26 protein-coding genes are annotated in these 26,563 nt (G+C 56.3%); 8 read left to right on the forward strand and 18 right to left on the reverse strand.

The window, feature by feature from the left end; genetic code table 11:
- Positions 1–6: 6 nt before the first annotated feature.
- From FSY59_RS17075 to FSY59_RS17110, 8 genes are read left to right on the forward strand one after another with little or no spacing between them, the layout of a single operon-like run.
- The gene (locus FSY59_RS17075) at positions 7–810 is read left to right on the forward strand and encodes a TcpQ domain-containing protein (protein ID WP_230629849.1); all 804 of its coding nucleotides are present in this window, start codon (positions 7–9) and stop codon (positions 808–810) included.
- Entirely contained in the window at positions 807–2,597 is a 1,791-nt protein-coding gene (locus FSY59_RS17080) for a hypothetical protein (RefSeq protein ID WP_019042144.1), read from the forward strand. The genes FSY59_RS17075 and FSY59_RS17080 overlap by 4 nt, the downstream gene beginning before the upstream one ends.
- A gap of 7 nt (positions 2,598–2,604) precedes the next feature.
- Complete coding sequence (gene pilO2 / locus FSY59_RS17085) at positions 2,605–3,948, forward strand: type 4b pilus protein PilO2 (protein ID WP_019042145.1); 1,344 nt, start codon at positions 2,605–2,607, stop codon at positions 3,946–3,948.
- Positions 3,935–4,387 (forward strand): hypothetical protein, encoded by a 453-nt coding sequence (locus FSY59_RS17090; protein WP_029158309.1) that lies wholly within the window; start codon positions 3,935–3,937, stop codon positions 4,385–4,387. The genes pilO2 and FSY59_RS17090 overlap by 14 nt, the downstream gene beginning before the upstream one ends.
- Before the next feature lie 10 nt (positions 4,388–4,397).
- The gene (locus tag FSY59_RS17095) at positions 4,398–6,188 is read left to right on the forward strand and encodes an ATPase, T2SS/T4P/T4SS family (protein ID WP_019042147.1); all 1,791 of its coding nucleotides are present in this window, start codon (positions 4,398–4,400) and stop codon (positions 6,186–6,188) included.
- The gene (locus FSY59_RS17100; RefSeq protein ID WP_029158310.1) at positions 6,188–7,312 is read left to right on the forward strand and encodes a hypothetical protein; all 1,125 of its coding nucleotides are present in this window, start codon (positions 6,188–6,190) and stop codon (positions 7,310–7,312) included. Before FSY59_RS17095 ends, FSY59_RS17100 begins: the two co-directional genes overlap by 1 nt.
- 36 nt (positions 7,313–7,348) lie before the next feature.
- Positions 7,349–7,930: a prepilin-type N-terminal cleavage/methylation domain-containing protein gene (locus FSY59_RS17105; RefSeq protein ID WP_019042149.1), complete on the forward strand. Its 582-nt coding sequence runs from the start codon at positions 7,349–7,351 to the stop codon at positions 7,928–7,930.
- 43 nt (positions 7,931–7,973) lie between these two features.
- Entirely contained in the window at positions 7,974–9,341 is a 1,368-nt protein-coding gene (locus FSY59_RS17110) for a type II secretion system protein (protein WP_019042150.1), read from the forward strand.
- Positions 9,342–9,765: 424 nt separating this feature from the next.
- On the opposite strand, the gene FSY59_RS17115 is transcribed toward FSY59_RS17110, so the two are convergent.
- The 18 genes from FSY59_RS17115 to arsC form a co-directional block, all read right to left on the reverse strand.
- Positions 9,766–10,836 (reverse strand): CAP domain-containing protein, encoded by a 1,071-nt coding sequence (locus FSY59_RS17115; protein WP_131326365.1) that lies wholly within the window; start codon positions 10,834–10,836, stop codon positions 9,766–9,768.
- A 301-nt stretch (positions 10,837–11,137) separates the two neighbouring features.
- Positions 11,138–13,531 (reverse strand): DEAD/DEAH box helicase, encoded by a 2,394-nt coding sequence (locus FSY59_RS17120; RefSeq protein WP_034398723.1) that lies wholly within the window; start codon positions 13,529–13,531, stop codon positions 11,138–11,140.
- 101 nt (positions 13,532–13,632) lie between these two features.
- On the reverse strand, positions 13,633–14,148 hold the full coding sequence (locus FSY59_RS17125; RefSeq protein ID WP_231879660.1) for a hypothetical protein: 516 nt from the start codon (positions 14,146–14,148) through the stop codon (positions 13,633–13,635).
- A gap of 141 nt (positions 14,149–14,289) precedes the next feature.
- Positions 14,290–14,541 (reverse strand): hypothetical protein, encoded by a 252-nt coding sequence (locus FSY59_RS17130; protein ID WP_019042155.1) that lies wholly within the window; start codon positions 14,539–14,541, stop codon positions 14,290–14,292.
- The gene (locus tag FSY59_RS17135) at positions 14,534–14,881 is read right to left on the reverse strand and encodes a hypothetical protein (protein ID WP_029158312.1); all 348 of its coding nucleotides are present in this window, start codon (positions 14,879–14,881) and stop codon (positions 14,534–14,536) included. The genes FSY59_RS17130 and FSY59_RS17135 overlap by 8 nt, the downstream gene beginning before the upstream one ends.
- 223 nt (positions 14,882–15,104) lie before the next feature.
- Positions 15,105–15,401: a hypothetical protein gene (locus FSY59_RS17140; RefSeq protein ID WP_230629851.1), complete on the reverse strand. Its 297-nt coding sequence runs from the start codon at positions 15,399–15,401 to the stop codon at positions 15,105–15,107.
- A gap of 845 nt (positions 15,402–16,246) precedes the next feature.
- Positions 16,247–17,374: a DUF6094 domain-containing protein gene (locus FSY59_RS17150; protein WP_019042159.1), complete on the reverse strand. Its 1,128-nt coding sequence runs from the start codon at positions 17,372–17,374 to the stop codon at positions 16,247–16,249.
- Positions 17,375–17,451: 77 nt separating this feature from the next.
- Positions 17,452–18,012 carry a hypothetical protein gene (locus FSY59_RS17155; protein ID WP_019042160.1) on the reverse strand — a complete coding sequence of 187 codons (561 nt, stop codon included), beginning with the start codon at positions 18,010–18,012 and terminating at the stop codon, positions 17,452–17,454.
- A 101-nt stretch (positions 18,013–18,113) separates the two neighbouring features.
- On the reverse strand, positions 18,114–18,347 hold the full coding sequence (locus FSY59_RS17160; protein WP_019042161.1) for a hypothetical protein: 234 nt from the start codon (positions 18,345–18,347) through the stop codon (positions 18,114–18,116).
- Positions 18,348–18,561: 214 nt separating this feature from the next.
- Entirely contained in the window at positions 18,562–18,846 is a 285-nt protein-coding gene (locus FSY59_RS17165) for a hypothetical protein (protein WP_003054979.1), read from the reverse strand.
- A gap of 453 nt (positions 18,847–19,299) precedes the next feature.
- Positions 19,300–19,974, reverse strand: coding sequence for a DUF3275 family protein (locus FSY59_RS17170; protein WP_019042162.1), 675 nt, complete (start codon positions 19,972–19,974; stop codon positions 19,300–19,302).
- Positions 19,975–20,357: 383 nt separating this feature from the next.
- Positions 20,358–21,089, reverse strand: a complete 732-nt coding sequence (locus tag FSY59_RS17175) for a DUF3577 domain-containing protein (protein ID WP_080731525.1) — start codon at positions 21,087–21,089, stop codon at positions 20,358–20,360.
- Between the two features lie 537 nt (positions 21,090–21,626).
- Positions 21,627–22,691, reverse strand: a complete 1,065-nt coding sequence (locus tag FSY59_RS17180; RefSeq protein WP_222864299.1) for an NAD(P)-binding domain-containing protein — start codon at positions 22,689–22,691, stop codon at positions 21,627–21,629.
- A 33-nt stretch (positions 22,692–22,724) separates the two neighbouring features.
- Positions 22,725–23,075, reverse strand: a complete 351-nt coding sequence (locus FSY59_RS17185) for a helix-turn-helix transcriptional regulator (RefSeq protein ID WP_034359702.1) — start codon at positions 23,073–23,075, stop codon at positions 22,725–22,727.
- Positions 23,076–23,161: 86 nt separating this feature from the next.
- The gene (locus FSY59_RS17190) at positions 23,162–24,211 is read right to left on the reverse strand and encodes an ArsO family NAD(P)H-dependent flavin-containing monooxygenase (protein WP_019042281.1); all 1,050 of its coding nucleotides are present in this window, start codon (positions 24,209–24,211) and stop codon (positions 23,162–23,164) included.
- A gap of 19 nt (positions 24,212–24,230) precedes the next feature.
- The gene (locus tag FSY59_RS17195; RefSeq protein ID WP_148729386.1) at positions 24,231–25,415 is read right to left on the reverse strand and encodes an MFS transporter; all 1,185 of its coding nucleotides are present in this window, start codon (positions 25,413–25,415) and stop codon (positions 24,231–24,233) included.
- Positions 25,416–25,424: 9 nt separating this feature from the next.
- Positions 25,425–26,141: an arsenical resistance protein ArsH gene (arsH, locus tag FSY59_RS17200; RefSeq protein WP_019042279.1), complete on the reverse strand. Its 717-nt coding sequence runs from the start codon at positions 26,139–26,141 to the stop codon at positions 25,425–25,427.
- Positions 26,128–26,559: an arsenate reductase (glutaredoxin) gene (arsC, locus tag FSY59_RS17205; RefSeq protein ID WP_019042278.1), complete on the reverse strand. Its 432-nt coding sequence runs from the start codon at positions 26,557–26,559 to the stop codon at positions 26,128–26,130. Before arsC ends, arsH begins: the two co-directional genes overlap by 14 nt.
- Between the last annotated feature and the right edge of the window lie 4 nt (positions 26,560–26,563).

Genomic DNA, 26,563 nt, shown 5'->3' on the forward strand with positions numbered 1-26,563 from the left:
AACGCAATGAAATTTCATCACCTAGGACGATGCGTTGCAGCTGTCGCTGTTGCGCTTACTGCCTGGCCGACCATGGCACAGGAAGCTGAAGGCACCAGCGCCAAATCAACGCTCCTGCAATCAGAAATCGAAGTCACATGGCAGGACAAGGCGCAAGGCCTGGCTCAACTCTTGGCAGATCGACTGGGCGTTCCCTTCACCAGCCCAGTACCACTGGACACTCAGGTGTCCGTCAAACAGGCAGGTGGCTCCACGGTCGCCAATCTGATCTCGACGGTCAACAGCCAACTCCCCCCTGGGATCAAGCTTCAGCTCACGGAAACTGCTGCTGGCACGAAGCTGGAAGCAGTAGCAGCGAGCGCACCGACTACAGCGGTGGCCACTGCAGTGGTACAGGGAAGCGCACCATCGCGCGCGCAGATTGAGGGACTGTTCACAACCAGCACAGTTCCAGGCTCTGGCTCGTGGGTGGACCAGGCGCGCCAACACTGGAAAGCCTCCTTCACTGACGGCTCTGGACAGCCTGCACGTCGCTGGGAGCTCAAGCTCCAGGACGTAACGCTGAACAAGGCCTTCACACGCTGGGCCGCAGAAGCCGGCTATCGCGTGCGCTGGGATGCGCGCAAGCATGTCGTGATCGGAAGCCCCGAGACCTACGAAATGCCATTCGAGCAGGCCGTGACCGCCGCCCTGTCGTCACCAGGCATTCAAGCGAGCGAATACCCGCTTGATGTCTGCTTCTACCCAAATAACCCGCCCTTGGCCCGTATCACCCGCCGTGGCGAGCAAGACAAGGAATGCACCCAATGATTCTGGCCAACCTAAAGCACAGTGTCGTACCCTCTGCTCTCGTTTCTGCTCTGTTGCTCGCAGGATGTGTCTCGCCTGCAGTCACCCAGCAAGTTCGTGGCCACATTGACAGCTCCTTGGAGGCTGCAGGTGTCATGAATCGGAGCCTGCGCGTAGAAGAGACCACACAGGGCCACAAGGCTGCCACAAATGCAGCGGCCGCCCGTCAGCTCTCGCCCATCGTTGCGCGCCGTGCTTCGCGTCCGTGGATCGGCTCCGAGATGATCGAGATCAGTTCCGAAGACTCCCTTCCCGCCATCTTCGATGAAACCTTCAAGCTCATCAGCTTTGAAGACAAAAGCACTGGCGGCAAGGTCAGCCTTACGGTTTGGGCCGAACGCATGTCTCGCATAACTGGCGTTCCGTTTCGCATCAAGCAGGACGTATACAGCCCCGCGTCATCGGCAGTCGCCTCTAGCCCAAGCACCGCTCAGCCGGCCAAGCCCGCGACCGCCACAGTTGCAGGAATGAGCATGCCTGCACCTCTGGCCGTTGCTGGCCAGCCGAGCGTCGAGGCCATACGCCCTGGTCCAAACCTCATGCTCGACACAGTTGAGATGGACTGGAAGAACAACACGCCGCGCGGCATCACTGAGTTCGTGACAGCCAGGCTGGGACTGTCCTATGCGTATCGCGATGGCGTGATCATTATTGAGCGCTACGTCACAGAAACCTTCGAGATCGCCGCTCTTGAAGGAAGCAAGGACTTTGCTATGAATTTGCAAGGTGGCTCAACATCGGGTGCTAGCAGCACCACCGGCGCTACTGGCAATTCCCAGTCCAATTTCCGCATCGACGAAGCTGGATCACTGGACATCTTCAATTCATTCATGAATAGCCTGCAGCAGATGGTGGCTGCGGTGCCCGGATCATCCATCGCTATCAACCAGGGTACCGGTAGGTTCGCGGTGACGACGACCAAGGAAGCCATGCAGCGCATCCGCCAAGTGGTCAAGTCCGAGAACGAGTCGCTGACACGCCAGGTCCGCATACAGATGGACATCTACTCCATCACGACAAAGGACGGAGACGAGAAGGGAGTGAACTGGGGCGTGGTGCTCAATTCGCTTACCTCCAAGTGGGGCGCAACCATTGACTCGCCCACTTCGCTAGTTGGTGATACGGCGGGCCAGATCGGGTTGACGATCCTCTCTCTGGCAAACGGAGGCAGCCCAAGCAGCGGCACGGTGCCCCGCTGGGGTGGCACACAAGCGGCGATCCAGGCGCTGAACGAGTATGGCACCAACATCCAGCATCGCCCCATAGAGATGCAGGCGATGAACCGCCAATGGGCACGCAAGACCAACCTCAACGACCGTTCTTACGTGTCTGAGACGCTGCCATCGACCTCTACTGCAGCCGGATCGGGCTCGGTGGGCATGAAGACTGCCAACGTCACTACGGGCGATCGCTTCATGATCCAACCCGCGATCTTGGACAACGGCTCAGTGCAGTTGAGATTCGGCATCAGCATGACCAACCTTGTGGCGATGACCGAGACGACCTCCGGCCAGGGTACTTCGATCTCAAGGGTCCAAAACCCCGAAAGGTCAGGCATCGACGATCAATCGACGGTCATGCTCAAAGCTGGCCAAGTCATGGTCCTCACCGGCATGGCCCGCTACAAAGCCAAAGACAACCGCCGCCGTCTGGCTGAAGGTTGGAGTTTGCTCGCTGGCGGCTCTGACGCGCAAAGCCTGGAACGTGAGGAATTCCTCGTTGTGGTTCGTCCTGTGCTCATGAACTGAGGCCACCATGAGTGCATACCTCATCGAACGGCGCTATGTGATCGGCGTGACTTGGCAGCAGACTGTCCAAGCCGTGAATCTCAAGAAGCACGCACAACAACTTGCCCGCAAGGGGAAGGCGGACTACTACTGCACGGTAGCTCCAGCCACCGTGGGCACCGCGAAACTCAAAGTGTCCAACCAGGGGGAAAAGCTCATCGCCTTGGCTACCGGCGTGGCCGCCTTCGCCAATGGCCATGTGTTTGCAGCCATCAAGCTCCCACAAGGGATCTGGATTTGCGCCGCAATCGACGGAGCACCAGCGACTGGCTTCGACGCGCTGGTGACGGACGAAGAAGCGGCTCGATCGCGGCTGGCTGCATTTGAGCGATTGGCCACCTCTTCCATCTCACTGTTCACGAATGAGCCAGATTTACTTTACCCCGCACCAGAGGTACAGCCCGTAACGCTGAGTCAGGTCATAAGCGCAGCTGCCAGCAACGAGGCCAGTGAGGCCTTGGCCAAGGTCGGCACCAGCATCCCTCCAGCTGTGCTCTACACCGTAGCCGGCGCGATCCTTTTGCTCGGGGGATTACGTGCTTGGGACTATTGGCAACTGGAGCAAAGGCGCCAAGCAGAGCTCTTGGCCAACGCCAATGAGCTGGACCCCAAGACAGCATGGACTCAGGCCTTCCAAGCATATGCACAGGAGAAGTCCACCTACGGGCATGAAGCGCTACGAGCATTGCGCGAAGCCACCGAAAAACTACCCACCAGCATCGCCGGGTGGCGCCTAAAGGAGACGGACTGTAAGCCAAGCGCTGGCAGCACTTGGGGTTGCACCCTGAAATTCGACCGCACCGCAGATGTGGGTCTAGACCCCACCAACGAAGACTTCGAGCATTTGCGTCCACGCGAGTGGACCGTCCGCTATTCCACAGTGGATGAAATAGAGGCCGTTATGCAAGTGTCAGCGCCTGCACGTCGCCTCAACTTCGATGAGCTGACCCCACTGGCCATCCAGCAAGTACGTGGACTTAGTTCCTTGCAACTGATCTTGCGCGCTTTCAGCGGAAAAACCATTGGGCAATTCCAGCCTGAAGCAGTTCCAGCACCGCTCAACAAGGTCGGAGAGCCCGTGTCCATGCCTGCTGAGCTCGGGCTGGCCATCTACAGAGCTGCGTTGACAAACCTGAGCGGCCCCTTGCTCAGCGTGGATCTGCTGATAACTCCAGAGGTACCGGTGGCGTGGACCTCTTTCAAGGTTGACTTTGCCCGACTGCCCAACGACTGGCAGGCCAACGGCGAAGCGTCTCTCAAGAAAAGCCTCATGACGGCCACCTTGGCCGGAGAAATCTATGCAAAGAACTAAGCCCGCCGTTGCAGCCGCGCTGATTGGCTTCGCTATGCACGCTGCCGCCCAGGATCTCGCTGCGGCCGCATCGCAGCCACAGCCAGGCTATGGCTTTGCTCCAACCGTGAAGAAGCTCTTGCAACTCGAAGCCGATAAAGCCGTTGAGGCTGCGCTCGGCCAAACGGGCGGCTCCACTACTGCAGCCGCGGCTCCACAAGGAGCAGCACCAACTGTGCAGCCAGCCGTAGAAGCACCGCCGGAGCCTCGCCCACTTCTTACCCTCAATGGCATCTATGGACGCGCAGGCCGTTGGACGGCCGAGGTCGCCATCGACGGTCGCATCTACGCCTTTACGCCTGCAGAGACGAAGGCAGGCTACACAGCAAAGCGCATTGATGCACGGTGCATCGAACTGCAGCACAGCAAGTTCCCGCAAAAGCTCTGCAGCGACCGCTGAGGAACCAAAGATGCAGTGGCCATTCTTCTCACGCCAACGTTCAACAGTCCCAGCTCCGCCGACTGCGACCACTTTCGTCCTCAGTCAACGTGTCATAAAGACAGAGACCGAGCTGCTCAAGGAAGTGAGCTTCCATCGCCCACTCGGGAAGGACAAGGACATCAACCTGGCGGGAAGTCTGGCCCAGCACATCTGTCCTCTCGAAACACGAAAAGACAGCAAGCAGTTCATTCTGCTCGTGAGCAACCGCCACCGAAGCTCGCAAGAACTACGGGCTACGACCGAGCTCCTCCTGTCCAAAAACTACCGTCTCGCACCAGGCGCCAACGTCTATCTGGTCGAGAGCGAAACCATCATCCATGCCGTCTCGCGTGGCCACATCGACGGGACCCAGGGGGAGCGCCTTCGCAACATTTTGGGCGACAGGGCAAAAGCGGGCTACTACCAGTCGTTCGAGGAACTGGTGCGTTACGGCGTAACCAACCGCGCCTCTGACATTCACCTGAACATCTTCACTGCCCAAACACGCAGCGAGGTCCGGTTCACCATCGAGGGCAAGTACGTGGCCCCACCACGCTTCCACTTGCCAACTGCAACGCTTCTGTCCATCGCTGGAGTCGCGTACCAAACTGCCAAGGGAGTCAAAGACCCCGTTTTCAATGGCACTGTCGAATCCCAGTGCCGGATCTTCATCGATCTGGCCGAGCTTGGACAGTTCATGCTGCGCTGGGCGTCGATGGCCTGTGACGAAGGCCCGCAGATCACCATGCGGATCACGCCAATCAATGCCAAGAAAGAACCGCTGACGCTGGAGCAACTTGGCTACCTCCCCACACAGATCTCCATGCTGATGCGGGCCATGCGATCCGAGGGCGGTGCAATCGTCCTCTCGGGGGTCGTTGACTCGGGCAAATCGACAACGATATCGACACTACTCAGTGGAGTTCCAAGCACGCGCAAAGTGATGACAGTGGAAGACCCGCGAGAAAACATCTTGCCTGGCAGTCACTTTCACCAGAACACGGTGAGTCGCGACCTTGAAAGCGATGACGACCCTTTCAAGCCAAAGAAGAGAACATTAAAGCGAACCGCACTTAACGATCTATTCATCGGTGAGATTCGTGACCAGCAAACTGCCGCCCTGCTTCAAGATGCTATCGAATCGGGCACGAACTGCTATACGACTGTCCACGCTCGTAATTGCATGGGTATACCAGCACGCTTGATATCGCCAGGTATTGGCATTGACATCGATGTCGTTTCCACCCCTGGAAATCTCAAGCTCTTGGGATATCAAGCACTACTTCCGAAAAACTGCCCCGGCTGCAAGCTAAAGGCCACAAAGCTCCTACAAGGTGAAAATGCAATGGAGTGGGAGGATTACTTCTCACGCATAAAACGTCTCTACGATATTGATCAAGAAACGATATATGTCAGAAACCCCGAGGGATGCGATAAATGCCGGCGTGATGGCTTGCCTGAATTGAATGGCTTACTTGGCCGCACCGTCGTCGCTGAGTTGGTTGAGCCAGATGACTATTTCCTGGAATGTATACGCGACGCCAAAACAATTGAACTGAGCCAGTATCTGGCGTCATCGCGTACCGCACCATATGACGATCCAGATATGACTGGAAAATCTGCAATGGACTGTGCCATCTACAAAATGAGCAAAGGTGAAATTGACCCTAGAGAGATCGAGCCTCGATTTATGTCATTTGTCACAGTAGAAAGACGCCGAGAAATGGCTGCAGTTCACACAAAGAATCATCAATCAATTAAGAAGCTGCAGGCTGTGTGATGCGATCCATCCTTGAGTTTTTCTCGCCATTAAAACGCGCAGCACGACAATTTAGAAGGCATCGTGCCGACTATTACGAGTATCTCGCTGACGTGCTTTCAGATTCCGATGGGCGAATCCTTATGCACGACATATTCGTAAAGGATGCTCAACGCTACGCACCAAAGAACCGCTGGCAGAAGCTCCGCCCCCATCCGCGAGCAGTGCTTTCCGAATACTGGGCAAGCAAGTTTCTGGACACTGGCACAGACATCGGCGCAACTTGGCGAGGCACGCTGCCCGATGCAGACATGCTGATTATTGCTTCAGCAGCTAACCACGGAGGCACTGGATCAGTACCGGATGCATTGAAAGAGGCTGCACGCTTGGTGAGAGTAGTTGATGAGGCTCGCAGTCTGTTTCTCTCAATCATTGCTGTTGCAATATTCTCAATTATTGTTGTACTGGCAACTCTCACAAGCGTGCCTGCTTTTGTCTGGCCGCAAATAAAAACAACCTTCGACTTTGTACCGGAAACACTTTACGGACCACATGCTTTTGATCTGGAACATTTCTCAAGGGTGTTCGCCTCATATATCATTCCTTTAACAATCGGGATACTAATACTTAGCATCGCCTTTAGTTGGTCCTTGACTCGCTGGAGCGGCCGTTCTCGTCAATGGGCAGAAAAATTCATTGTTTACAGGGTCTACAGGAACTATCGCGGCGCGATGTTTCTTTCGACCCTATCTACTCTGGTAAAGCGAGGCTCGGGTCTCAATCTTCGAGAAGGCATACAGGCAATCTCATTGCAGGCGGAGCCTTGGTTGCAATGGTATTGCCAACGCATCATGGAGAATATTGAGCTCGGCTTTGTGGATGGTAGGCTATTCGATGTGGGCCTGATGGAGTCGGATGCTCTTTATTACTTGTTCGATATTTCTGAAGCAAATTCTTTAGAAGCTGGTCTCCAACTAACAGGCCGTCGCACAGAGCGCGATATGGGAAAGAGCATCAAAAAACGTGCATTTATCCTCCGATGGAGCATTTTATTTGTATCGTTGGCAATAGTCGGCTGGGTTGTTTTCAATACCTTTAATGCTATTCATGAAATGACCGATGCCGCAAAAATGGTTTTTCTGTGATCCCGTTTCAAACCGCTTTAACTAGGAGCAAACAATATGCAAAACATGATCAATATCACTCGTCGCACACGCAAATCGATTCGATGCAAGAACAATGAAGGCGGCTTCACGTTTATCGAACTGATGATTGTTGCGGCGATCATCGCGATCCTCGCAGTGCTTGCTGTACCAGTGCTGCAGGGCCTCTACCGCGAGTACCGCGCGCCCTACTTTGCGCGCGACTTGGCCAGGGCAGTCAACACGCTGCAAGGAGCTGCGAACACCGTGGCCACTGCGACGCCGTACACCGGCGTCACAACTGCAACACTGGCCAGCGCGCTGAAGGACACCGCATTCAGCGTCTCCGGCGCAGCGGCCACCCATTCGATCCAAGCGACCGGCCTGGCCCCTCAAGCAGTTGCCGTGACGGGCACGCCTGGCGCGAACCTCGTCATCACAGTCTCAAAGGTCCACGAAAAGGCCTGTATGCCCATGCTGACCCAGATGGTCCGAGTCGCTGAAAGCATCAAGGTGGGCACAACCCCAGTAAAGGTCGCTGGTGCGCAGCCTGCAATTGCGACGCTGCAAAGCGCCTGCGCGGTTCCCGCAGGCGCCGACATTGAATACACCATCCAATAACACCCCTCCCGCCGTGCCTAAGTAGGCACGGCAAAAGGACACCATGCTGCGCACGCGCCATCATCGCAAACAACAACAGGCGGGCTTCCTCATGCTTGAGCTCATCGCTGTGCTTGGCTTGACCGCTGTACTCGGCGTCTATGCATCCAAGGAGGCAATCGACAAGATCAACAGCGGCCGCGCAGAAGCTACCGGCGTCTACCTCTCGACGCTCAAGGATGGACTGGACAAGTTCCTGAACCTCAATGCCCAGGCCCTTGCCATGGGATCGGTTGTGGCCGGCTTCTCCGATCCACTCGCACCCACAGTCGACGAGCTGCGCACTGCCAAGTATTTGGCTGCCTCATTTCCTCTCATCGACCCAATGAGGCGCCGGCAACTCATCACGGTGGATCGATCTGGCTGCCCAGGATCGACGTGCTCGCTTACCGCCTATTCGTATAGCCACCTACCACTGACCGCCAGCTGCAATGGATATGCAACCGATGGAGCCTGCGCGGCTGCGATGGGCTCCATTTGGCATGTGCAAGCTGAAGAGATCAGATCCGCTAGCCAGGGTTATGGCGCTACGGTGACCTTGCTTGCGCCCACTCGCCTGCGCGGGAGCAGCTGTAACTATCCAACTCCAGGGGGCGCAGCTCCAGCCACATATGGCGTCTGCACGACCAGGACTGCAGCGATCTATTCTCAATTTGTACGCATCCGAGACGACCGCGATCCCGATCTGCAAGGCGACTTGAGCGTCGTGGGGAAAGTGAAGTCAGGCTCGCTCGTGTCTCAGTCGTTGTCGATCAGCAATGGACCAACCGAGACCGCCAGCATCAACAGCGGCGGCGACCTGACGGTTAAGAATGGCTCTGGTGTCCCTACGGCCGGCATCTCGATGAGCGACGGCTCTGGTCGAACGTATGGCCAGGTCATCAAGCCAACTAGCGTTCAAGTCAAGGGCAGCTCATGTACTGGAGCCAACCAGCAAGGCGATATTGCTCAGGACTCGACTAGCCAGGGACTCGTCATGTGCATTGGAGGTACTTGGAAAGGAATCTCCCCGCAAAAGGATGCTATAGCCGGAGGATGGTGTCCGCAGAACGGCGGAGTCGCATGGAATGCACAGGATATTGCCCTCTATTGCTCAGGAAACCAATGGGTACCGCTAGCAGATCGATTTGGAAAGAAGATATTTATTGAGTCTTACTCAGCTAGCAATGGGACTTGGATACCTAAACCGGCCTGTGTTTCTGGAACTGCGGGCTCGATGGTCATACTCACTCCCAAGAATCAAAGCACTGATGCAGTCAAGCTAAATCATTACGCCACTGACTACGGCTGGGCGTGGCTAGTATCAGTTGTTGATAACCTCGGCGCAGCAGCAGCTGGTGAAGCAATTGCACAGACATACTGCATTTATTAATACAGGTTCATATGAAGCGTACTCTGATCACATTATCAGTCTTGCTAGCAATCTCGGTGAACGGAATTGCACAGAATTATGATTCTACTGGCACCGTTCGGTTATGGGCTCCGAGTCCTCCTGGCGGAAATTTACCAGTTGTTGTTCCTGGCTATGGCTCCTTGGGAGAGGGAGCCATTAGTAACTCGTTTAACCTTCAGACTACAGGCGGCTGCTTTCCAGCTTGGACATACGGAGTCTGCGTGGTCAAAAGCGGAGGCGGAGGTTATTCGCTTGCCGGCTCTGATGGTCGGTGGCATAGCCTCTGCCCTTCGAATACATACGGAATCATTACCGGGACACAGGCTACCACTACCGGATCGGTGTGTGGCGGTGACTGAGCAATAAAAAAGGCCCTACAGGGCCTTTTTTATGATCACAAGATTTAGTTTTGTGTACCAGTGGAGAACACAAACACCTCATTCAGTGGTTTTCCATCCGATGTGCCGCTTACGGTAATTCGGTATTGGGTGTTCGCAAGCAGAGGCTTATCAGGGATAACAAACGCCTCGCCGATTGCAAGCAACTTATTCACGTCATCCGTGGAATTGAGGATTCTAGTTGCCACTGGAGCAGACGAGCTTACCTGAACCATTTCAGCAGTCTTGATTTCGATGGAGCCACCATAGGCAGCCTTGAAATAGACGGGCGTTCCCATGGGAGACGCGTTGAAGTCGCGGCTGGGATAGGGGCTTGGGGACTCGGGACCGAAGAGAGGTGATACGCCAGTTGTGCCGTTGCAGGGGAAGCTGCGGACCTTACCACCTGTGTAAACAGGAGTCGAGGTCCCAGCTGGCACGCCAAAATTCACAACAGCGACGCCATAGTAGGCAGTCTCTCCAGCGATAGGAGTCTTGTTGCCCGACACAGAGAAGCCCACCCCCATCTCCACCCATTCACTCGCGGCTGCCGACAAATGGTAAACAGAAGAGAAAAGACCTTTGATCCTTGCTTCACCGGATGGAAGATTTGGAGAGGTCTCAATGCCCGAGGGGCTAGTTCCTGCAAATAATGATCCAGAATTCTCGTTGGAAACAATTTCGCCGAGTGTAGTCGCCTGATAGCCTGCCGCCGTGGCACGCGCCAATAAATCCGCACCAGTAAAGCCAGGATTTGTATTGACCTGAGTATGACTGATAGTCTCATTCAATCGCAGGTAATTCGCATGACCTGATGAGGCAGTGTCTAGCAACGAGTTCTGCTTCAAGGCACCGAAACCACACGTAACGCGGTTCTTATTGATGATGTCGAAGATCTTGGCCCGGTTTACATCTGCATAGTTGCCCGGTTGCGCGTCAGAAGGATAGGTTTCTGTCGGTGTTTCTGGCTTCGGGGTAGTTCCACCACCGTTACCGGCACCAGCATTACTGTTCCCGGAGTCGCTGCCACCGCCGCCTCCGCATGCGGCGAGTGCGCAGGCAATTGCAACAATCGACAAAGTGCTGGAAATCTTCATCTGGAACCTCTATTTCAAATATGAAAGCTGCGCTCGATCGAATGAAACGTCGAGTGCGAAAATTGAACGGAAATTTGGAAGAGACGCGACAGTCGGTATGGACTGTGCAGGGGAACGATATGGCGTTATTTCATTGGTACTCCGCGTGGGACATATCTTGTGGGCTTCTCACAAGGGGTGACGCGAAGATTTCCAACGAAGCCTTGTGTAACTGTGCGTGACAATTGTATGTCTGTCAAGTGCCTCGAAAATAAAAAAAAAATGACCACAAGCTGTGAAAACAGCTTGTGGTCAAAATGGGCTACATCGTCAAAAGGTCTCTCGCGAGAGCCATCTCAATGCTTTCGCCCTCGTTGTCGTTGAGAACGTCCAGTCCACTCTCAGGCATATCGCCAGAGGTGGACTGCGATACCGCGATTTTCTTGGCCATGAGTCGCAGGCATTCCATTTGTGAAGTGCCGGCGTAGCCAAGGAAGATCACGCGAACATCATGCTTCTGACCAATGCGCCAGGAGCGCCTGGCAGCCTGAAGCATCGTGTAGACGTTGAATCCCGATTGCATGAAAGCGATCGTTGGGAACTCAAGCAAATCCAGGCCAGTCTTCACAAGCTCGGGATTGGTGATGAGCACATCGATGCCTCGCTCTACCTGGTCCGCTACCCAGTCTTCCCGCTTGGCCGCATCTACGCTGGCACGCAGCACAGCTACCTTGAACCCCCTGGCTTCGAGCAGCATGCGCAACCGGGCCGTGGTGTCGCGGGTGCCTGAATAGATTGAATAGACCAGGACCTTGCGGCCGAGGGCTTTCTCATCCATGCAGAGCTCAATGAGCTTGGCCTCTTTCGGAGTGCATTCAACATCATCGAACAGAGCCGGCTGCATGTGCAGCAGCTCCTTGCTTCTTGGATGCCTCACCGTTTCCGAACGAAAGCAGCATTCTGGCCATGCAAGCAACACGTTCATGACCACACCCAACAGCGTGCTGTCCTTCATGGCCAAGGCCTGCTTCAGGATCTGCACCAGTTTCCTCGACATATCGGCGTATGCCTCAGCTTGGTCATCGCCCATTTGCACGTCAACAAAGGACTCGTCATACGCCGGCAGCACCTTCTGCCCAATGTCCCGCAGCTTTAGGAATACCGTAATGGGAAGCACGTAACGCAAGATACCCACGGGGCCGAACCCTGGAGCCTTGCTTGTGCGAACAGTCACGCCTTTACCCTTGGCCGTGCGGTGGGAAGTAGTTGAGGTCTCTTTGTAGATGTCCTTGAGCACTCCATGCACGCGCATGAAGCCCATGGTCGCAGCAGCCATGGAGCCGGTCTTGGATGGCTTGAAGCCGTCCTCGATCAACACCCTGGGATTGACGCGCCAGAGCAGGTGAAAAAGATCATCCGCATAGCCGCCCATGAGTGTGCCCGTCAGCAGAAGCACCTTTTCGCACTGGCTGGCCAACACGCCCATTGCCTGCCCCTGGGCCGAGCCCTCGTTTTTGTACTCGTGTCCTTCATCGACCACCAGCAAACCAAAGTAGTTGGTCGGCAGATAGCGCTTGATGAACTCCGTGGGCTGATAGCCGCCCTGCCCGATTGAAAACTCGAACGTGGCCAGGCTTCGCTCCATGCGCTTCGCCTGCTTGTCGCTGAATACCAGCTCCCCGTTCTCGTCCATCAAGTTCAAGAACTCGTAGACGTTGTCCTCCAGCATCGCAGCCAGTGTTTTCTCTCCAAACTTGCTGAGCAGCCGCTTCGCAGAAACCGGGCCGATGGTTGGCATCTGCTGAAGTGCGTTGAGCACCAGGTCGGACATAGAGTCGATGGGCCGCCCATTGCGAATCAGCATCCACAGCGTCGAGTTGCAGTGTTCGCACTTTCGCCGGCGGTCACTGAGGACCTGCTTGGCCAAGGGTACGGACATGGGCAAGGTCTCGTCGTCATCGCCCTTCGATTCGAGCGGCCGCATGCAGCAAGGGCAGCATGCAGCCACGAAACGCTGGCCACCAACGAGGATGGTGCGCTCGATAAAGGACGGACGCCAATGAAACCCCATACGCATCCGCACACGGCCCAGCACGAAGAACTCCGGCTGGCTCGTTGTGATGCCCAAGCGGGCACGCATCTGCAGCAGCTTGCGCAGCGTGTCCGGGCCATTCAAGATCCAGACCCGAGCGCCGGGTACCGTGTCAAGAATCTCGCGCCGCCACTTGTAGACAAGGTGCGGCGGTGAGATCACAAGAGTGCGAGGATTGCGTCGCTGCAGCTGCTGAAGCAGCACAGACACGCAGATGGCCATCATGGTCTTGCCCGTGCCCATCTCCGCGTTCAAGACCGCAGCTGGCTCGCCTCGATCAGCCAGGAGCTTTACGATGGCCTGAACCGCTTCGGATTGCTCTTTGAATGGCTTGCGCTTCAAATTGTCGAGGATCTGCTGGCGGGCCAGCCAGACCTCGGACAGTTGATCGCGCTGCGGTAGATAGACAGGCGGGTTCTGTGACCGGACCTGATCGAGCAGCCCTTGGCCAAACTCGCGTATGAAATCTCCAAGGGGCAGGGTTTCATCAATCACTTCGGCCAGAAAATCTGCGCCTTCGATCGTGCCAAGTTCATCAGCGACTTCCTGTACCACCGGGGCGGCCTCGGCCGCAGTAGTGGATGCCTCTGCCACAGCGGGCTCAGCAATTGCCAAATCGTTCATTGTTTGCTCCAAAAAAATGAGCACACACCCCACAAAGGAGTGCGCGCCCAACGGTTAGATGAATGAAGGTGAGAAAGGCCTCTGGCGAGGCCTTGATGGAGTTAAGGAAGGAGAACGCGGTTGCGAACGCCCTCACTTACATGCCGAATGAAGTGATCAGAAATACTTACACGCAGCGCGTGAAGATTTCCGATGCGCGGATAGAGGCCACCCCCGAGCTCGTGGACAGCGCCCTTCTCTCGACACCAGGCAATCAAGGGTCCTTGCCAGTGATCGAGCAGCGCAATGGGAGCCAAGGTTTTCACCAGAGCCCACACCTTCTCCTCGATGCCGGCGTCGACATTGGACACCACCCAGCCAATGCGGTTGGGCTTGTCGATCTCCTGTAAGCGTTTGTCGTAGACGAACAGATGGTTCAAAGATCCAAAGAGGTTCTGACGCGGTAGACGGCCGGTGAACTTTCCCAGGCGCTCCGCAGATCCAACCTGGACATGGTTACGCGTTCCTTCAGGGCTCACCAACGTGAAATCCGTGATTCCGTGCTCAGTCCTGCCCAGCTCCATAGCCGCGATGAACTGCATGGCAGAAGCATCGCGCCCATAGAACGAGAGAAACATGAGCTCGCCCTCATCGTTCCGCAGGCAAGCGTCGGCCCATAGATCCGCGAAACCCTCTATACGGTGAAGCGCTCTTTGCATGAAATGCTCCTTTTATGGAGCAGCCCACAAGGGGCGTGCCCCGTGTGGGTGGATGAAAGACTATGGATTCGGTATCCAGAGCCAGGCGGCGACGTAGGTACCGTCTTCCGCCGGCGCTACCAGCGGCAAGGGATCGATGACGCATTGGTCATTGGCGTGGATCTCCCTGGCACGGGCGATTGCATCGGCGCACTCAGCGCGATTCAGATCCTGGTTGTTGAGAAGCCTGCCGAGCTGCGTGACAGCACCGGCAAGGTCGCCCGACTCCCAGGAGTCAACGACATCCCGCGCTGCTTCCTCCAGCTCATGCATGGGCAGCCGCCTTGCGTTTCTCCAAGGCGTCGTAGTGCATCTCGACCTGCAGTTTGAGGTCCTCGATCTGGGTCAGCGCCTGCGTATGCTGTTCGCGGACAACCTTCTCAGTCACACGCTTAGGCTTTGAAGCCACGAGCGTCTTGCTGAAATCGCCATCGCCGCCAAAGCCCATGACAAAGCGCTTGAAACCTCCCTCCACCAATGACACAGAGGCCGATGTGACGAGGGAGCTATTCAACTTACGTGTTGAGACGGTGAGCACGCGCCGGTCGCCGAGATCAATCTCGGTGTTCCCACGGTGGCCATCACGGATGTTGTTAGAAAAAGATGTATTCATGGATCGCTCCTGGTTCAAGTGGATAGAGCGAGCCCCTCCCCTGCGGGACAGGCCCGCAAGGGTGGTTGAAGAAATGCCAAGGTCTCTCGACCTGGTGCGCCTTCATGGCTCAGCGCGCCTTAAAACCGTTTCTGACAGGTCAAACGGTTTTCCGCAGCTCACCTCTATGGGTAGGCTGGGGAAAACCGGCTGTAGCCGGTTCTCGTGGGTTTAATGGGTCCTATCAGAATCCATCACTGATGCATGGCTTGCTGCTGGAAGCAAGCAGGCCAAGCGCCAGTGACAGATCGAGGGCAACCAGGTTGCGAAACGTCCGGTCCGATTCCGTCATGCGCTCCCCGAGATGAAGCATGACGTTCTCAAGACTGGCTGATGCATCACATGCCTTGTTGAGCGCATCCAGGATGTGGGGGATCTTGGAGGGCAACTCTGCAAGCGCTTCGAGCATGAGCTCGTCCTGCGTCGTCAGCCCCTGCAGATGGAGGCTGAGGATGTGTTCAAGCAGCTGGAAGGTATTCATCGAGCTCGCCATCAATATTCCGAGGGCAGCAAAATGGTCGTGACCGCCCAATCTGCGTCGGTTATGACCCATACCTTCTTATCGCCTACCGAGTAGGAAGACATGAGACGGCTTCTGTCTAAAAGCGCCCGTCGATTCAATGACTTATCTGACTCGTCTAAGTCCCCCCAATCCCCGCGCACATGCCTAGAGAGCAAGTCGTACGGATTGAGGGCGAGACGACGAAGTAGATCGTCGGCTCCAACTGTGGCCACACAGCGGCCCAACTGAAAAAGTGGAGCTGCCGCCGTAGTAGGTGGTTGTTTTTGCATGATGGTCCTCGTTAAAAAAATCGGGGACCACCGGCCCTAGAGGCTAGTGCCCCCAAGGGTGGTTAGATTTACAGCGTGCTTCCAGTAAGGAACTACGCTGCGCGTGCTTCAGCGCTCCATTCGCATGAAAGCATCAGCTTTGTCACCGACCAGTCAGCACTTGTCACGACCCATACATACTCGCTGTTGACAAGAAATGCAGATAGTCGCTGGCCACGCGCCGCTTCCAAGTCACGCGCAAACATGACCAACTTCGTGTTGGCCAGCTCGCCTGGATCGCCACAGATGTGCCGCTGCAGGAGCTCGTGGGGATTGATGGTCCCCTGGCAAATTAGGTTGTCTAGGCCCAGCGTTGCTACGCATCGGCCCGGTCGAAACAGCGGTGTGTCATAGCGCTGCGATGGTTGTGCTGGCTTCACAGCATTTCTCAAGGTCATCTCCAATCAAGTGAATGAACGAGGACAACCTTCCCTGGGAAAGTGTCCCCAGGGGGTTGCGGTTCGCCGGCCGAGGCCAGCAGTGGTTAAAGAAAAGCTATGCGATGGCGACGATCCGACCCAGCCGGTGGTCGGGGGTGAACTCGATGGCATTGATGACGGGGACGAACCGGTCCAGCATCACCGTGGTCTGCGATGCTTGACCTTTCTCGTCAAAGTCAACGGACACCTTGCGCTCCTTGCGTTTGTAGGTATCCCCCTTTATCAGGAGAGTTCTGCCGCCGGCGCCGTGGATCATTCCGACCACCTGGCCAGCCGCAAGGGCAAGCGCAAGGTGCCATGGCGTCAGATCGCGCAACGGCGGTCGACAAGCGCCGCCGACCTGGCTGAACTGCGATGAAAGCCCGCTCCAAAGCAGACTCGATTCATACTTGTCCAGCTCGTCGCCGAGCTGCTCGGCATCGATCTGCACAGCGTGGAAGTCGAACTCCTGATCGACCTGCAGCGCAGGAATGACATATGGCTCCAACTCCCAGGAGTCTGGAATGACAGGGGCGCCCTCTTCCGAGGCTTGGGCCTCAGTCAGTGGCTGCAGGGCCGCCTTGGTGGCATGGGTTGCCCGGCAGCGCTTGCCAATCACTATGCATTGTCGAAACTGCTGCACTGGCGCCATGAAGATCCGCAGATCCTCAAAGTTGCGCACCAGGTAGCTGCGTATTTCGTCGTCGAGCGCGTAGTGCGGAATGATGTAGACAAGCACTCCGCCGTAGGCGAGATATGGCACAGTTTTGCGAAGAAAGGTTCGCTCCAGGCGCTCGGCCTTATCAGCCTCCGCTAACAGCGAGCGCTGGGCTGATTGATCGGCTACGCCGAAGCCATAAGGCGGATTTAGAAACAGCAGGCCCATGCTTCTCGGCTTGAGCACGACATCGTGCACGTCCGAATGAATCACACGGTCGAGGATTCCCTTTGCATGACGCGCTCTGTCACGGTCGAGCTCGATGCCGAAGGCCTCGGCACCGCCGATTCGCCCTCGATCGACGGTCAGTAGCTGCCGTAAATCGGCGAGCGCGCTGCCCTCGCCGCAGCAAGGGTCAAACATGCGTATGCCCCCCTTCTCGGGCATCTGCAGCAGGTTTGAGATCCGGCGTATGGATTCCTCGTCCGTGGGGTAGTAGCCGTTTTTGACATAGTTGTGCGCCAGGCGCGAGAACATTAAGGCCATGGGCGGCTCCAGAAATGGAAAAGCCAGTCTCCTTGTGGAGAGCTGGCTTGGTTAAAGAGGTGGTACTTCAGTACCGCTTAGAACGGGATCTCGTCTGGATCAAGGCCAACGCCGGTAAGCTCTTGAACCTTTCCGTAAATGTCGAGGCGCGGCAACGCGCGCTTCAAGGCTTCTCGGTAGAGAGGGTTAGAGCGTGCATGCACCGCGATGACGGACGCTGCAGACTGCTGAGCGGGTAAGTCTTGAATGCGGCGAAATGCCACGGTATCGGCAAGCGCCATCACTTCTTCTACGTCTGGCGACTGCAGCTCGTCAATCTCAGCACGCATCTCTAGGCGACGCATGATATGAAAGAGCGCCTCATGATCGAACAGCCTCTGCACGGTCGACAGCATGCTGCCGCCTTCATGCATCCATATGCCATTGACATACCGGATCTGCTCCACGGTGCGGTCCATGAGACGACACTGGAAGGCTGTCGAGCTCAACTCAGTTGCCTTCGCAATAGCGTCCTTCGCGATATAGAGCCGGTAGGTGACCTCCATACGCGTGTCGTAGATCTCATAGCGATGCGCGGGCTCATTCTGAGTCCACAGGAGAAGCTCTTTGAACGCAGCTTCATTTGCACTAATGGACATAGAGTCCTCCAAACTAGGCTCAGGGAACTCCAGCCCATAGGGGCCAAAGCCCCATAGGGAAAGAAAATGCCAGCCCTGATTTCTCAGGGACTGGCACGGGTTTAAAGGTGGTCCTTCTGGGACCAGTGACCCTTCGCCCAGGCCTTTTCAGCCTTGGCTTGGGTATTCCAAGTCTCCAGAGATTCACGAGTGAACGGGCCACGCTCGGTACAAGTACCGAGGTAGAAGCCGCCTCCACTACGCAGAACCTGCATCGGCAGAACCTCGCCACATTGAGCAGCGAGAACGCCGAAAGTCACACCAGTAGTTGCTTGCGATTGAACGATTTGCGTCATGTCTTTTCTCCTGTTGATGGGGGAAAAGGACGAGCGCGCCCGAATGGGACACGGCCCATCCGGGGTTGAGAGAGGTTGAAAACGTGAGACACTTTCCAGATGACTGAAAAGCGTCCCCAGTTGAGAGTAATAACAGGGACTCCTCGTCATGAGGAGCCTCTGGACCTAGTGCATCTTTTCGAGGAAATGGATGCGCGTGATGCGCTACCTATTCTTAGAAAGAGGATGCGTCAGCAGACGGCGGCGGCAAATTCCGCTCTTTCAATAGTTGAACCAAGCTCGACGGCATGCCGTCAAGCAGCTCCGGCTTTTGATAGCACGAACTGATCAGCGTCACGATCGAACAAACCTGCCCTGGTGCAACCTGCTCGCGCAGTCGCATCAGTGCTTCGTAGTCCTGCTCGGTACACATCGCCACGAACTTGCGATAGGCGTCATGCATTTGCATGCGCTGGTCCTCAGACCAGGCAATGAGCTTAAGGCTGGAAGGTGTGCCCATGGAGACTCCTCCCGATAAGGAGCGGGCACGCCGGCCCTTGCGGACAGTTGTGCCCGCGAGGGTTATAGAAAAATGATGCCCAGGGCATTGCTGCCAGCACTTTTCAAGGGCTCAAAGTGCGCGAAACCATATTGATGGTCAGATGGTTTCCCAGAAGATCCGCAATTGCTGCAGACACTCTGGGAACCCATCGGGCTCCCGGCATTGCCAGATTACAGTACCCAGGCCGCCTATAGGCTGGCCGGCTGTCACAACGGGCTCAGACAGCCAAGGAACGGCGCGGTCACGAGGCCGGCTTGGCTTTCACCGGACACGCACTATCGCAAAGCCGCTGCGCATCAGGTCGCAGCCACCCTATTTCCACCTTCCCGCTGCCTGGCTACCAGGCAGTAGGCTGATCCATATACGCGCGTTCACGCATATGGATCAGCCCGCTGATGCGGGCGATGGGCTTTACTTTGGATGCCAAGTTTGATCTTGGAACACAAATTTATAGGAGCCCAGTTGGCCGATGGCCTTGGTCTGCTCTCGCAACATCGAGCGATCGACAGTGGGATCGAGCTTCACTGGTTGAAGACCGCGGATCTGATCCCAGTATTCTCGGAGCACTTCAGGAAGATCGGGCGTATCGACCTGACCTACATCTTCGACTGAGGACGCTTGTGCAATTGCTTGGGTTGGTTGCCCAGGGTTACGCTTTATTCTCTCAATGCGCTCTCGCATCTGTTCGCCCAACCGCGTGGACCCCTCGGTCTTCGACTCGGTACTCGGCGCGGGCAGCGGAGCGGACCACACAGGCGTTTGAGACGTCAGGGATGGCGATTCAAGCAGTGGGTCGGGCTCGGCCAATTCGGTCTCGACAGGAGCGTCAGAGGCGCTATCGAGCTGCATGTCATGCAGCGTTGCTCTCATCTCAGTGACGGCTTTTCCAAACGCAATGTACTGATGCAGGAAGATTCGGCTGATCCACACAGTACCGTGATACTCGCCTTCTTCAAACTGATCCAGGAGTGAATCCTTGACCTTGAGTTCGCAGCACTCGTGGAATAGCTCCCCGACGCAGAAATCGCCGTAGCGGCCCCCTCGAATTTGTTTGACACGCAACGTCACGTTTTCGAGCTTTATCAAGCTTTTGCTCCATCAGATTGCGGAGCACCAGTCCAACGCGGGGCCAGGCCCGCGTGGGTGAAAGAAAAACACTCCACACGCATATGCCTGTGGAGTGCTGTTTGGAATTGCCAAAGGACTTCCGATCCTTTGGGAATGAGACAGAACACACCGGTTCGAGGTGTGCGTCAACGAGTGAAGTGTGTACGGTCTATAAGTGCCTCGGCCCGTAGGGCGCGCAAGTTTCAGAGGCTCACCTGCTTCGCTAGTTGCCTAGCATCCGGTTTGAGTGATACCGGCAAACACTTGGAAAGGCTGAGAGCATAGCGCAATTCCAGGGTATTCGGGCCACAAATCACGCCCTGAATTGCTTTCGCAATTCAGGGGTGGGTGGCTACTGCTGATTACGCGTAATCATGTTCGCGTCGATCAGCATATCCGCCTTGCCTTTGATGGCCAGGCGTAATGCCGTACCCGCCTGAGCGAGCTGGCTGGCGCGCAGGCGCCGAAGGTGTACGGCCCTGCGGAACAGGAGCACGATACTGAGGTTGCTGACGTGGAGCTTGAGCCGGTGCACGTTCCTGCGCTGCAGGTCCATGCGCTTGCTCATTTTGGCCACCCTGTTCAGAGTTGCCAGCACGTTCATCGTGAAACGCCTCATCGCCATGCGGTTGACTGCCCGACTGAGCAGCATCCGCATTCGACTCGGCACGTTGATACACGAGCTGACCGTCGACCTTAACGGAGTTAACCAGAATAAGACGGCCCTTGATGAGACCGGCCAGTTCCTTCTGCCCGGTGGGGCGTCCGCCTTGATCTCGCGCATCTCGCTCGTAAGAGTGAGCGTAGAGGTCAGCAATACGGAAAGAGATCAGCACCTTGCGGCGCTCATCAACTTCCTTTTGCAGACTATCGATCAGGTCAATGGCCTCGGCAGAGGACACGCGCAGATCGAAGTATGTGTAGTCGGGAGAATCCGTTGCCCCACGCAGCGCACTGATGGCGCAAGCGAGAAACGGTTCAGCCTTACGACCACGACCAGCGGGCGTTACCCAACGAACACGGTGCAAATACCCAATGCCGTTAGCGTGCAGGTTGAAAAACTCACGTTGAGCAGGTGCTTGTTGTTGCTGCATGATGACTCCAAATTTCCAATGTTTGGACGGAGCACAGCCACACCTGACCGCAAGGTCTGGATGGGGCGATGATCCCCATCCGGGTTGCGAGGTAATGCTTTGACCGATCCTTGGGGGATCGGTTGACGACTCTCAAAAGCTCAGTCGTCTATGTGTGCCCAAGGGCGTTCACGTGCAGGAGAATAAACGGTAGATTTCTGCCCGTCAAACAGTGTTGACAGTTGGCGCGGCGAGTTTGCGGGCGCTGGCCTTAATTGACCATCATTCCGAGACGTGATGACCGGCCTGCTTGTACTGACCACCGGCAGCAATCGACCCGCAGCGGTCGTTCATACGTATGAAAAGCGGACGCTCAACTGAGGATTCACATTTTTAGTCGATTGCACATTGCTCATAAGTTGGCGGCGAACCACCGGCCACAGCCATTCACATGTCGTTGGAGAACTTGGCACCTAGACGTACAAGTGATGATCGCTCTTTGAGCATTGCTGGGACGACTCTACATAGGGTCGGTGTTTGGTAGAGCCCGATGGTGCCTTAGATATTGAGATACTTGTGTAGGGAGTCCATGATTTGCTCAGAATCAGGACCAACACCGCGGAGCGTTGCTGAAGCGAAGTTTCGCTGCTTCGGCAAGCCCACGAAGAAGATGCCTGGGTTCGAAGTAGAAACCCCTTGATGTTGCTTGACGCCTTGCTGTGAATCCAGGATGTCCAGTGGCTCAAACGGTTTGAGATTTGGACGAAAACCTGTTGCGAAGATGATGCCGTCAATTTGATCTTCTGCTCCACCTGGCCAGACTACGCCGCTGGACGTTACTCGCTCAAACATAGATGTGTGAGCAAACAGACCAGACTTAAGTGCATTTCGGTAAGTGCCGTCATCGAGCACCGGTGTACTTTGATCATTGAGCCAGCGTGTTCTTTCTAGGCCCGTCCATTTGAGCCAAGAATGAAAGTCGACTCCCAAAATCCGTTGTGGAAAGAACCGAACGCTTTCGCGTGTGGCCAGTGTTACTTTGGCTACTTGCGCAAGTTCGTAGGCGATTTGTAGTGCAGAGTTTGCGGCTCCAACGACTACCACCCTCTGCCCTAGAAAAGGCTTCACATTTCGATAGGACGAACTGTGAATCTTCGTTCCCTCAAAGTTGTGGAGACCGGCAATGTTGGGAATGAAGGGGCGACTAAATGCCCCAGTCGCCACAACAATTGCTCTCGAAGAAAACTCCGTTCCATTTTCCGAGAGAAGTCGAAATCCACCGCTGTCCCGGTACACACGCACGATGCGAATGTTCGGCTGCACAGGCAGTTCGAAATGCTTGCTGTATTGCTCCAAGTACTTCACTACTTCGTCGCGTCGAGGGTACGCTGAGGGTGCCCCAGGAAAAGGCATTCCAGGAAGAGACGAGTACGAAGCAGGGGAAAACAGTGTGAGACTGTCGTAGTAGTGGCGCCAGTTCCCCCCAGGTTTATGCTGCTCGTCCAGTATTGTGAAGTCCAAGCCCCGCTGCTTCACGTGCCAGCCGCAGGCCAGTCCTGCTTGGCCTCCACCAACGACGATTACATCGTGCCTCTTACTCAAACTGTTCATTTGTGCGCACATATACACATTTCATTGAAAAAAAATGGACACGGTCTACAGTGAGGTGGCGGGACAGCAGTGTGCCGCTATGCCTTGAGTATGTTTAAGAATGCCTTCTAGGCGCGCAATGATGGCTGGACCATCCACCTCATAGAACATTTGGCGACCAACTTTGGTGGCTCGCACGATCCGTGCATCCAGCAAGACTTGCAGGTGGCGAGACACAACGGATCGCTCTTGAGGAAGGTCAGCTGCAATCGCGGTCACATCCGCTCTGCCCAATTGCATGACACGCTTGAGCACAGCGACTCGTGCAGGTTCACACAACGCACGAAAAAAGTTGCTGTCTAGCGAGGCAATTGCGGCCTCAATCGCCTGAGTACGAATTGAAACTACGGAGGACATAGTGGCAATCATATGTGTATAGGTTTGCACATGTAAAGGTTGCCCCCACCCGAGTATGTCCCCAGAGAGCATGGACAAACAACCCTCTACGAGAGGTACTGCTCAACTTCCTCGGCGGTGCTACGTGCTGTACGCATGACACCAATGAGCGTGGCCGACGCCGGCCCGGTCCACTCTCCGTAGCCCACCAGCCATAAACCTGAGACGCCACGCACCTGGGTGCCGTCTACCGCGACTCTGGATTCGTTGACAACGCCAAGAGTCTCCAGAGGCTGCAACGCAGGCCTGAAGCCGGTACACCAGATGATCGCGTCGAAGGGCTTGGTACTTCCGTCGCCCCATTGAGCCCCGTCCGCCGTGAGCTTCTCAAATGAGCCGACAGAATGCAGCACGCCGCGCTGGCGTGCTTCAAGGACAGGGGGAACCATCACGATATCGCCAAAGCCACCTGGCAGGTTCTCTGGATCTTTACCCTCCTGCAGGGCCTGCCAGCGCGCAGTGGCCCTCTCGAAGAGTACGCGCCCATCGACCTCGTCCGGTAAAAAGGCTGGAGGCTCCAGCGTGACCCAGGTCGTGGACTGCGCAACAAGCGAGACCTCCGCCAGGATCTGTGCGCCGGAGTTTCCTCCGCCGACCACCATCACCCTCTTGCCTGTGAACGGCTCAGGAGATGCGTACTGAGCTGAGTGCAACTGTTGCCCCTTGAAGGACATCAAACCCTCAACGTTGGGGACAAATGGATTTCGCCATGTTCCCGTGGCAAATACAACGGCACGCGAATGCCAGCTTCTCACTCCGGCATTGACCTGGAAGCCTTGCTCAGTAGGTTCAATGCCTGTGACGCATACCGGCCTCTCGATCTTGAGTTCGTAGCGTGCTTCGTACTTGCGAAGATAGTCAACCACATGGTCACGACTTGGATATTGCTCACCCGAAGCAGACATTGGCCATCCCGCGATGGAACTCCAGGAAGCGGGAGAAAAAAGCCTCAGCGAGTCCCATCCATGCTGCCAGGCCCCGCCTCCGGCTTCCTCGGCATCCAGCAGCAGCACCGACAGATTGGAGCGACGCAGGAAGTACGCCACCGATAGGCCTGCTTGACCAGCTCCGACGATGATCACATCGTGAAATGACATTGTTGACCTCCTTTTGCCTTTATTGCTGTGGACTCACACGCATGGACCACAGAGCCGCAAATGCACTGATCGCCAGCAGAGAAGACAGCCACAGAGCCTGGCTGCCCCAGTTTGCGACAGCCAGTCCGAAAAGAAACGGTGACCCGGCTTGCACGATGCGTGCAGGCACCATGAGCCAGCCTTGACGCTGGCCATATCCTTGAGAGCCAAACACCTTGAGTGGCAGCGTGCCTATGGCAATCGTCAAGATGCCGTTACCCAGACCATGCAGGATGGCAAAAATGCTGGCTGCAGGTGCACCGGCAAGGCCCAGACAGACAGCGGCCAGCGGATGGGCAAGGATGGCCAAGCGAGCAGAAAGCAGTGGGTGTGCCTTCTTGAGAAAGCTGTACTCCAACACCCTACCCGCCACCTGGGCAGGCCCGACCAATGCAGCAGCAGCAATCGAAGCAGCCAAAGTTGCACCGCTGGCCTGAAGAATCTGAGGCAGGTGGGAAGCCATGGCAGTGCTGATGAACCAGGATGCCGCGAAAACGTAGGCCATCAGATAGGCAGTGCGCTTAAGACTGATGCCTGCGTTGCTTGCGCCCTCAGGCACGGCTCCAGGCGGCTTTTGTTCTTCGAACACTTCCCTCGGGTTGGGCTTGGCACGCGATAACAAGGCATTGAGCGGAAGGCCCAGCAGCAGATGCAAGGCGGCCCAGAACATGCATACGGCGCGCCAGTCGTACAGGCCTTCCAGATAGCTGGAAAGCGGCCAGCCCACGGTGCTGGCAAAGCCCGCAAAAAGCGTGATTCCGGTAATGGCTGGGCGCGCATCCTGGCCATACAGGTGCACAACACTGGCAAATGCGGCTTCGTAGAGGCCGCTGCCCATCGCTACACCCATGAACGCCCACGCCACGAAGATATGCATTGTCTGCGTGGCCTGGCTCAACATCAGCAAGCCACAGGCAAAAACCAGATTGCTGGCGAGAAGCACCGACCTTCCGCCAAAGCGATCAATCAACCGGCCCGCGATGGGTCCTACCGCTGCAGCCACAAGCAAGGCTGCCGAGAACGCGCCGAACACCAGAGAGTACGAGGTGCTTGTCGACTGACTGATTGGCGTGGCCAGCACCGCAAGCAAGTAGTACGACGAGGCCCAGGACAGGGTCTGGGCAATCCCGAGCATGACTGTGACTTGCGTGCGGTTCAGTGCCATCTGTATTGTTTAAATGCTGCGTTGATTGACCCGTTTAGACAGTTCTTCAGCGCTTTCACGGCGCTCGCTGTAGCGATCCACCAGGTAGTCCGAACAGTCTCGCGTCAACAGCGTGAACTTGACCAGCTCTTCCATCACGTCCACCACCCGTTCGTAATACGAAGAGGGCTTCATCCGGCCAGCCTCATCGAACTCCGCGAATGCCTTGGCAACGGACGACTGATTCGGGATGGTGATCATGCGCATCCAGCGACCCAGCACACGCATCTGGTTGACCGCATTGAAGGACTGCGAGCCCCCCGAGACTTGCATCACCGCCAGTGTCTTGCCTTGCGTCGGTCGCACGGCACCAGCGGACAAAGGAATCCAGTCTATCTGCGCCTTGAGGATGCTGGTCATCGCACCATGACGCTCAGGAGACGTCCAGACCATACCCTCGGACCATACAGCCAGCTCACGCAGTTCCTTGACCTTCGGGTGATCGTCAGGGGCACCATCGGGCTGCGGCAGGCCACGCGGATCGAAGATCCTGGTCTCGGCACCCATCTTGCGCAGCAGGCGCGCCGCCTCTTCGGTCAACAGTCGGCTATAGGAGCGGTCACGAACCGAGCCATACAGAAGCAGAATGCGCGGCGCGTGCTCAGCACGCTGTGCGGGCAACAGGCCTTCCAGGCTGGGCTTTTCAAAAACTTGTTCGTCGAGGTTCGGTAGATCAGAGCTTGCCAATTCGATTTCCTTTCGAGTCAATGACGGCTTCCCCGTCTTCTTTGGAGAATGCGGCCTGTTGAGGCTGCGGCAGGATGTCCAGCACGGCCTCCGAGGGACGGCACAGGCGGGTTCCCAGAGGGGTGACCACTATCGGACGATTGATCAGGATGGGGTGCTGGAGCATGAAATCAATCAATTGCTCATCCGTCCATTTGGGCTCGCCCAGGCCCAGCTCGTCATACGGCGTACCTTTTTGGCGCAACACATCGCGCACGGGCATGCCCATGGCTTGGATCAGGCCCACCAGGGTGGCGCGATCAGGGGGTGTCTTGAGGTACTCAATGACCTTGGGCTCTTCCCCGCTGTTGCGGATCAGGGCCAGAACATTGCGGGAGGTACCGCAAGCAGGGTTGTGGTAGATCGTGATGTCGCTCATAGCG

Origin of the sequence: Comamonas sp. Z3 (assembly GCF_008121565.1) — a bacterium.
GTDB lineage: Bacteria > Pseudomonadota > Gammaproteobacteria > Burkholderiales > Burkholderiaceae_C > Comamonas > Comamonas brasiliensis.

Excerpts from the sequence above, each read along its gene's own strand:
- FSY59_RS17100 (WP_029158310.1), top strand. The coding sequence starts at position 6,188 with ATGCGATCCATCCTTGAGTTTTTCTCGCCATTAAAACGCGCAGCACGA.
- FSY59_RS17135 (WP_029158312.1), bottom strand. The coding sequence starts at position 14,881 with ATGAATACATCTTTTTCTAACAACATCCGTGATGGCCACCGTGGGAAC.
- arsC (WP_019042278.1), bottom strand. The coding sequence starts at position 26,559 with ATGAGCGACATCACGATCTACCACAACCCTGCTTGCGGTACCTCCCGC.
- FSY59_RS17110 (WP_019042150.1), top strand. The coding sequence starts at position 7,974 with ATGCTGCGCACGCGCCATCATCGCAAACAACAACAGGCGGGCTTCCTC.
- FSY59_RS17155 (WP_019042160.1), bottom strand. The coding sequence starts at position 18,012 with ATGTCCATTAGTGCAAATGAAGCTGCGTTCAAAGAGCTTCTCCTGTGG.
- FSY59_RS17125 (WP_231879660.1), bottom strand. The coding sequence starts at position 14,148 with ATGTTTCTCTCGTTCTATGGGCGCGATGCTTCTGCCATGCAGTTCATC.
- pilO2 (WP_019042145.1), top strand. The coding sequence starts at position 2,605 with ATGAGTGCATACCTCATCGAACGGCGCTATGTGATCGGCGTGACTTGG.
- FSY59_RS17090 (WP_029158309.1), top strand. The coding sequence starts at position 3,935 with ATGCAAAGAACTAAGCCCGCCGTTGCAGCCGCGCTGATTGGCTTCGCT.
- FSY59_RS17190 (WP_019042281.1), bottom strand. The coding sequence starts at position 24,211 with ATGTCATTTCACGATGTGATCATCGTCGGAGCTGGTCAAGCAGGCCTA.
- FSY59_RS17075 (WP_230629849.1), top strand. The coding sequence starts at position 7 with ATGAAATTTCATCACCTAGGACGATGCGTTGCAGCTGTCGCTGTTGCG.
- FSY59_RS17095 (WP_019042147.1), top strand. The coding sequence starts at position 4,398 with ATGCAGTGGCCATTCTTCTCACGCCAACGTTCAACAGTCCCAGCTCCG.
- FSY59_RS17130 (WP_019042155.1), bottom strand. The coding sequence starts at position 14,541 with ATGCATGAGCTGGAGGAAGCAGCGCGGGATGTCGTTGACTCCTGGGAG.
- FSY59_RS17165 (WP_003054979.1), bottom strand. The coding sequence starts at position 18,846 with ATGGGCACACCTTCCAGCCTTAAGCTCATTGCCTGGTCTGAGGACCAG.
- FSY59_RS17105 (WP_019042149.1), top strand. The coding sequence starts at position 7,349 with ATGCAAAACATGATCAATATCACTCGTCGCACACGCAAATCGATTCGA.
- FSY59_RS17160 (WP_019042161.1), bottom strand. The coding sequence starts at position 18,347 with ATGACGCAAATCGTTCAATCGCAAGCAACTACTGGTGTGACTTTCGGC.
- FSY59_RS17150 (WP_019042159.1), bottom strand. The coding sequence starts at position 17,374 with ATGGCCTTAATGTTCTCGCGCCTGGCGCACAACTATGTCAAAAACGGC.
- FSY59_RS17120 (WP_034398723.1), bottom strand. The coding sequence starts at position 13,531 with ATGAACGATTTGGCAATTGCTGAGCCCGCTGTGGCAGAGGCATCCACT.
- FSY59_RS17080 (WP_019042144.1), top strand. The coding sequence starts at position 807 with ATGATTCTGGCCAACCTAAAGCACAGTGTCGTACCCTCTGCTCTCGTT.
- FSY59_RS17175 (WP_080731525.1), bottom strand. The coding sequence starts at position 21,089 with ATGCAGCAACAACAAGCACCTGCTCAACGTGAGTTTTTCAACCTGCAC.
- FSY59_RS17180 (WP_222864299.1), bottom strand. The coding sequence starts at position 22,691 with ATGTGCGCACAAATGAACAGTTTGAGTAAGAGGCACGATGTAATCGTC.
- FSY59_RS17115 (WP_131326365.1), bottom strand. The coding sequence starts at position 10,836 with ATGAAGATTTCCAGCACTTTGTCGATTGTTGCAATTGCCTGCGCACTC.
- FSY59_RS17195 (WP_148729386.1), bottom strand. The coding sequence starts at position 25,415 with ATGGCACTGAACCGCACGCAAGTCACAGTCATGCTCGGGATTGCCCAG.
- FSY59_RS17185 (WP_034359702.1), bottom strand. The coding sequence starts at position 23,075 with ATGTCCTCCGTAGTTTCAATTCGTACTCAGGCGATTGAGGCCGCAATT.
- FSY59_RS17140 (WP_230629851.1), bottom strand. The coding sequence starts at position 15,401 with ATGAATACCTTCCAGCTGCTTGAACACATCCTCAGCCTCCATCTGCAG.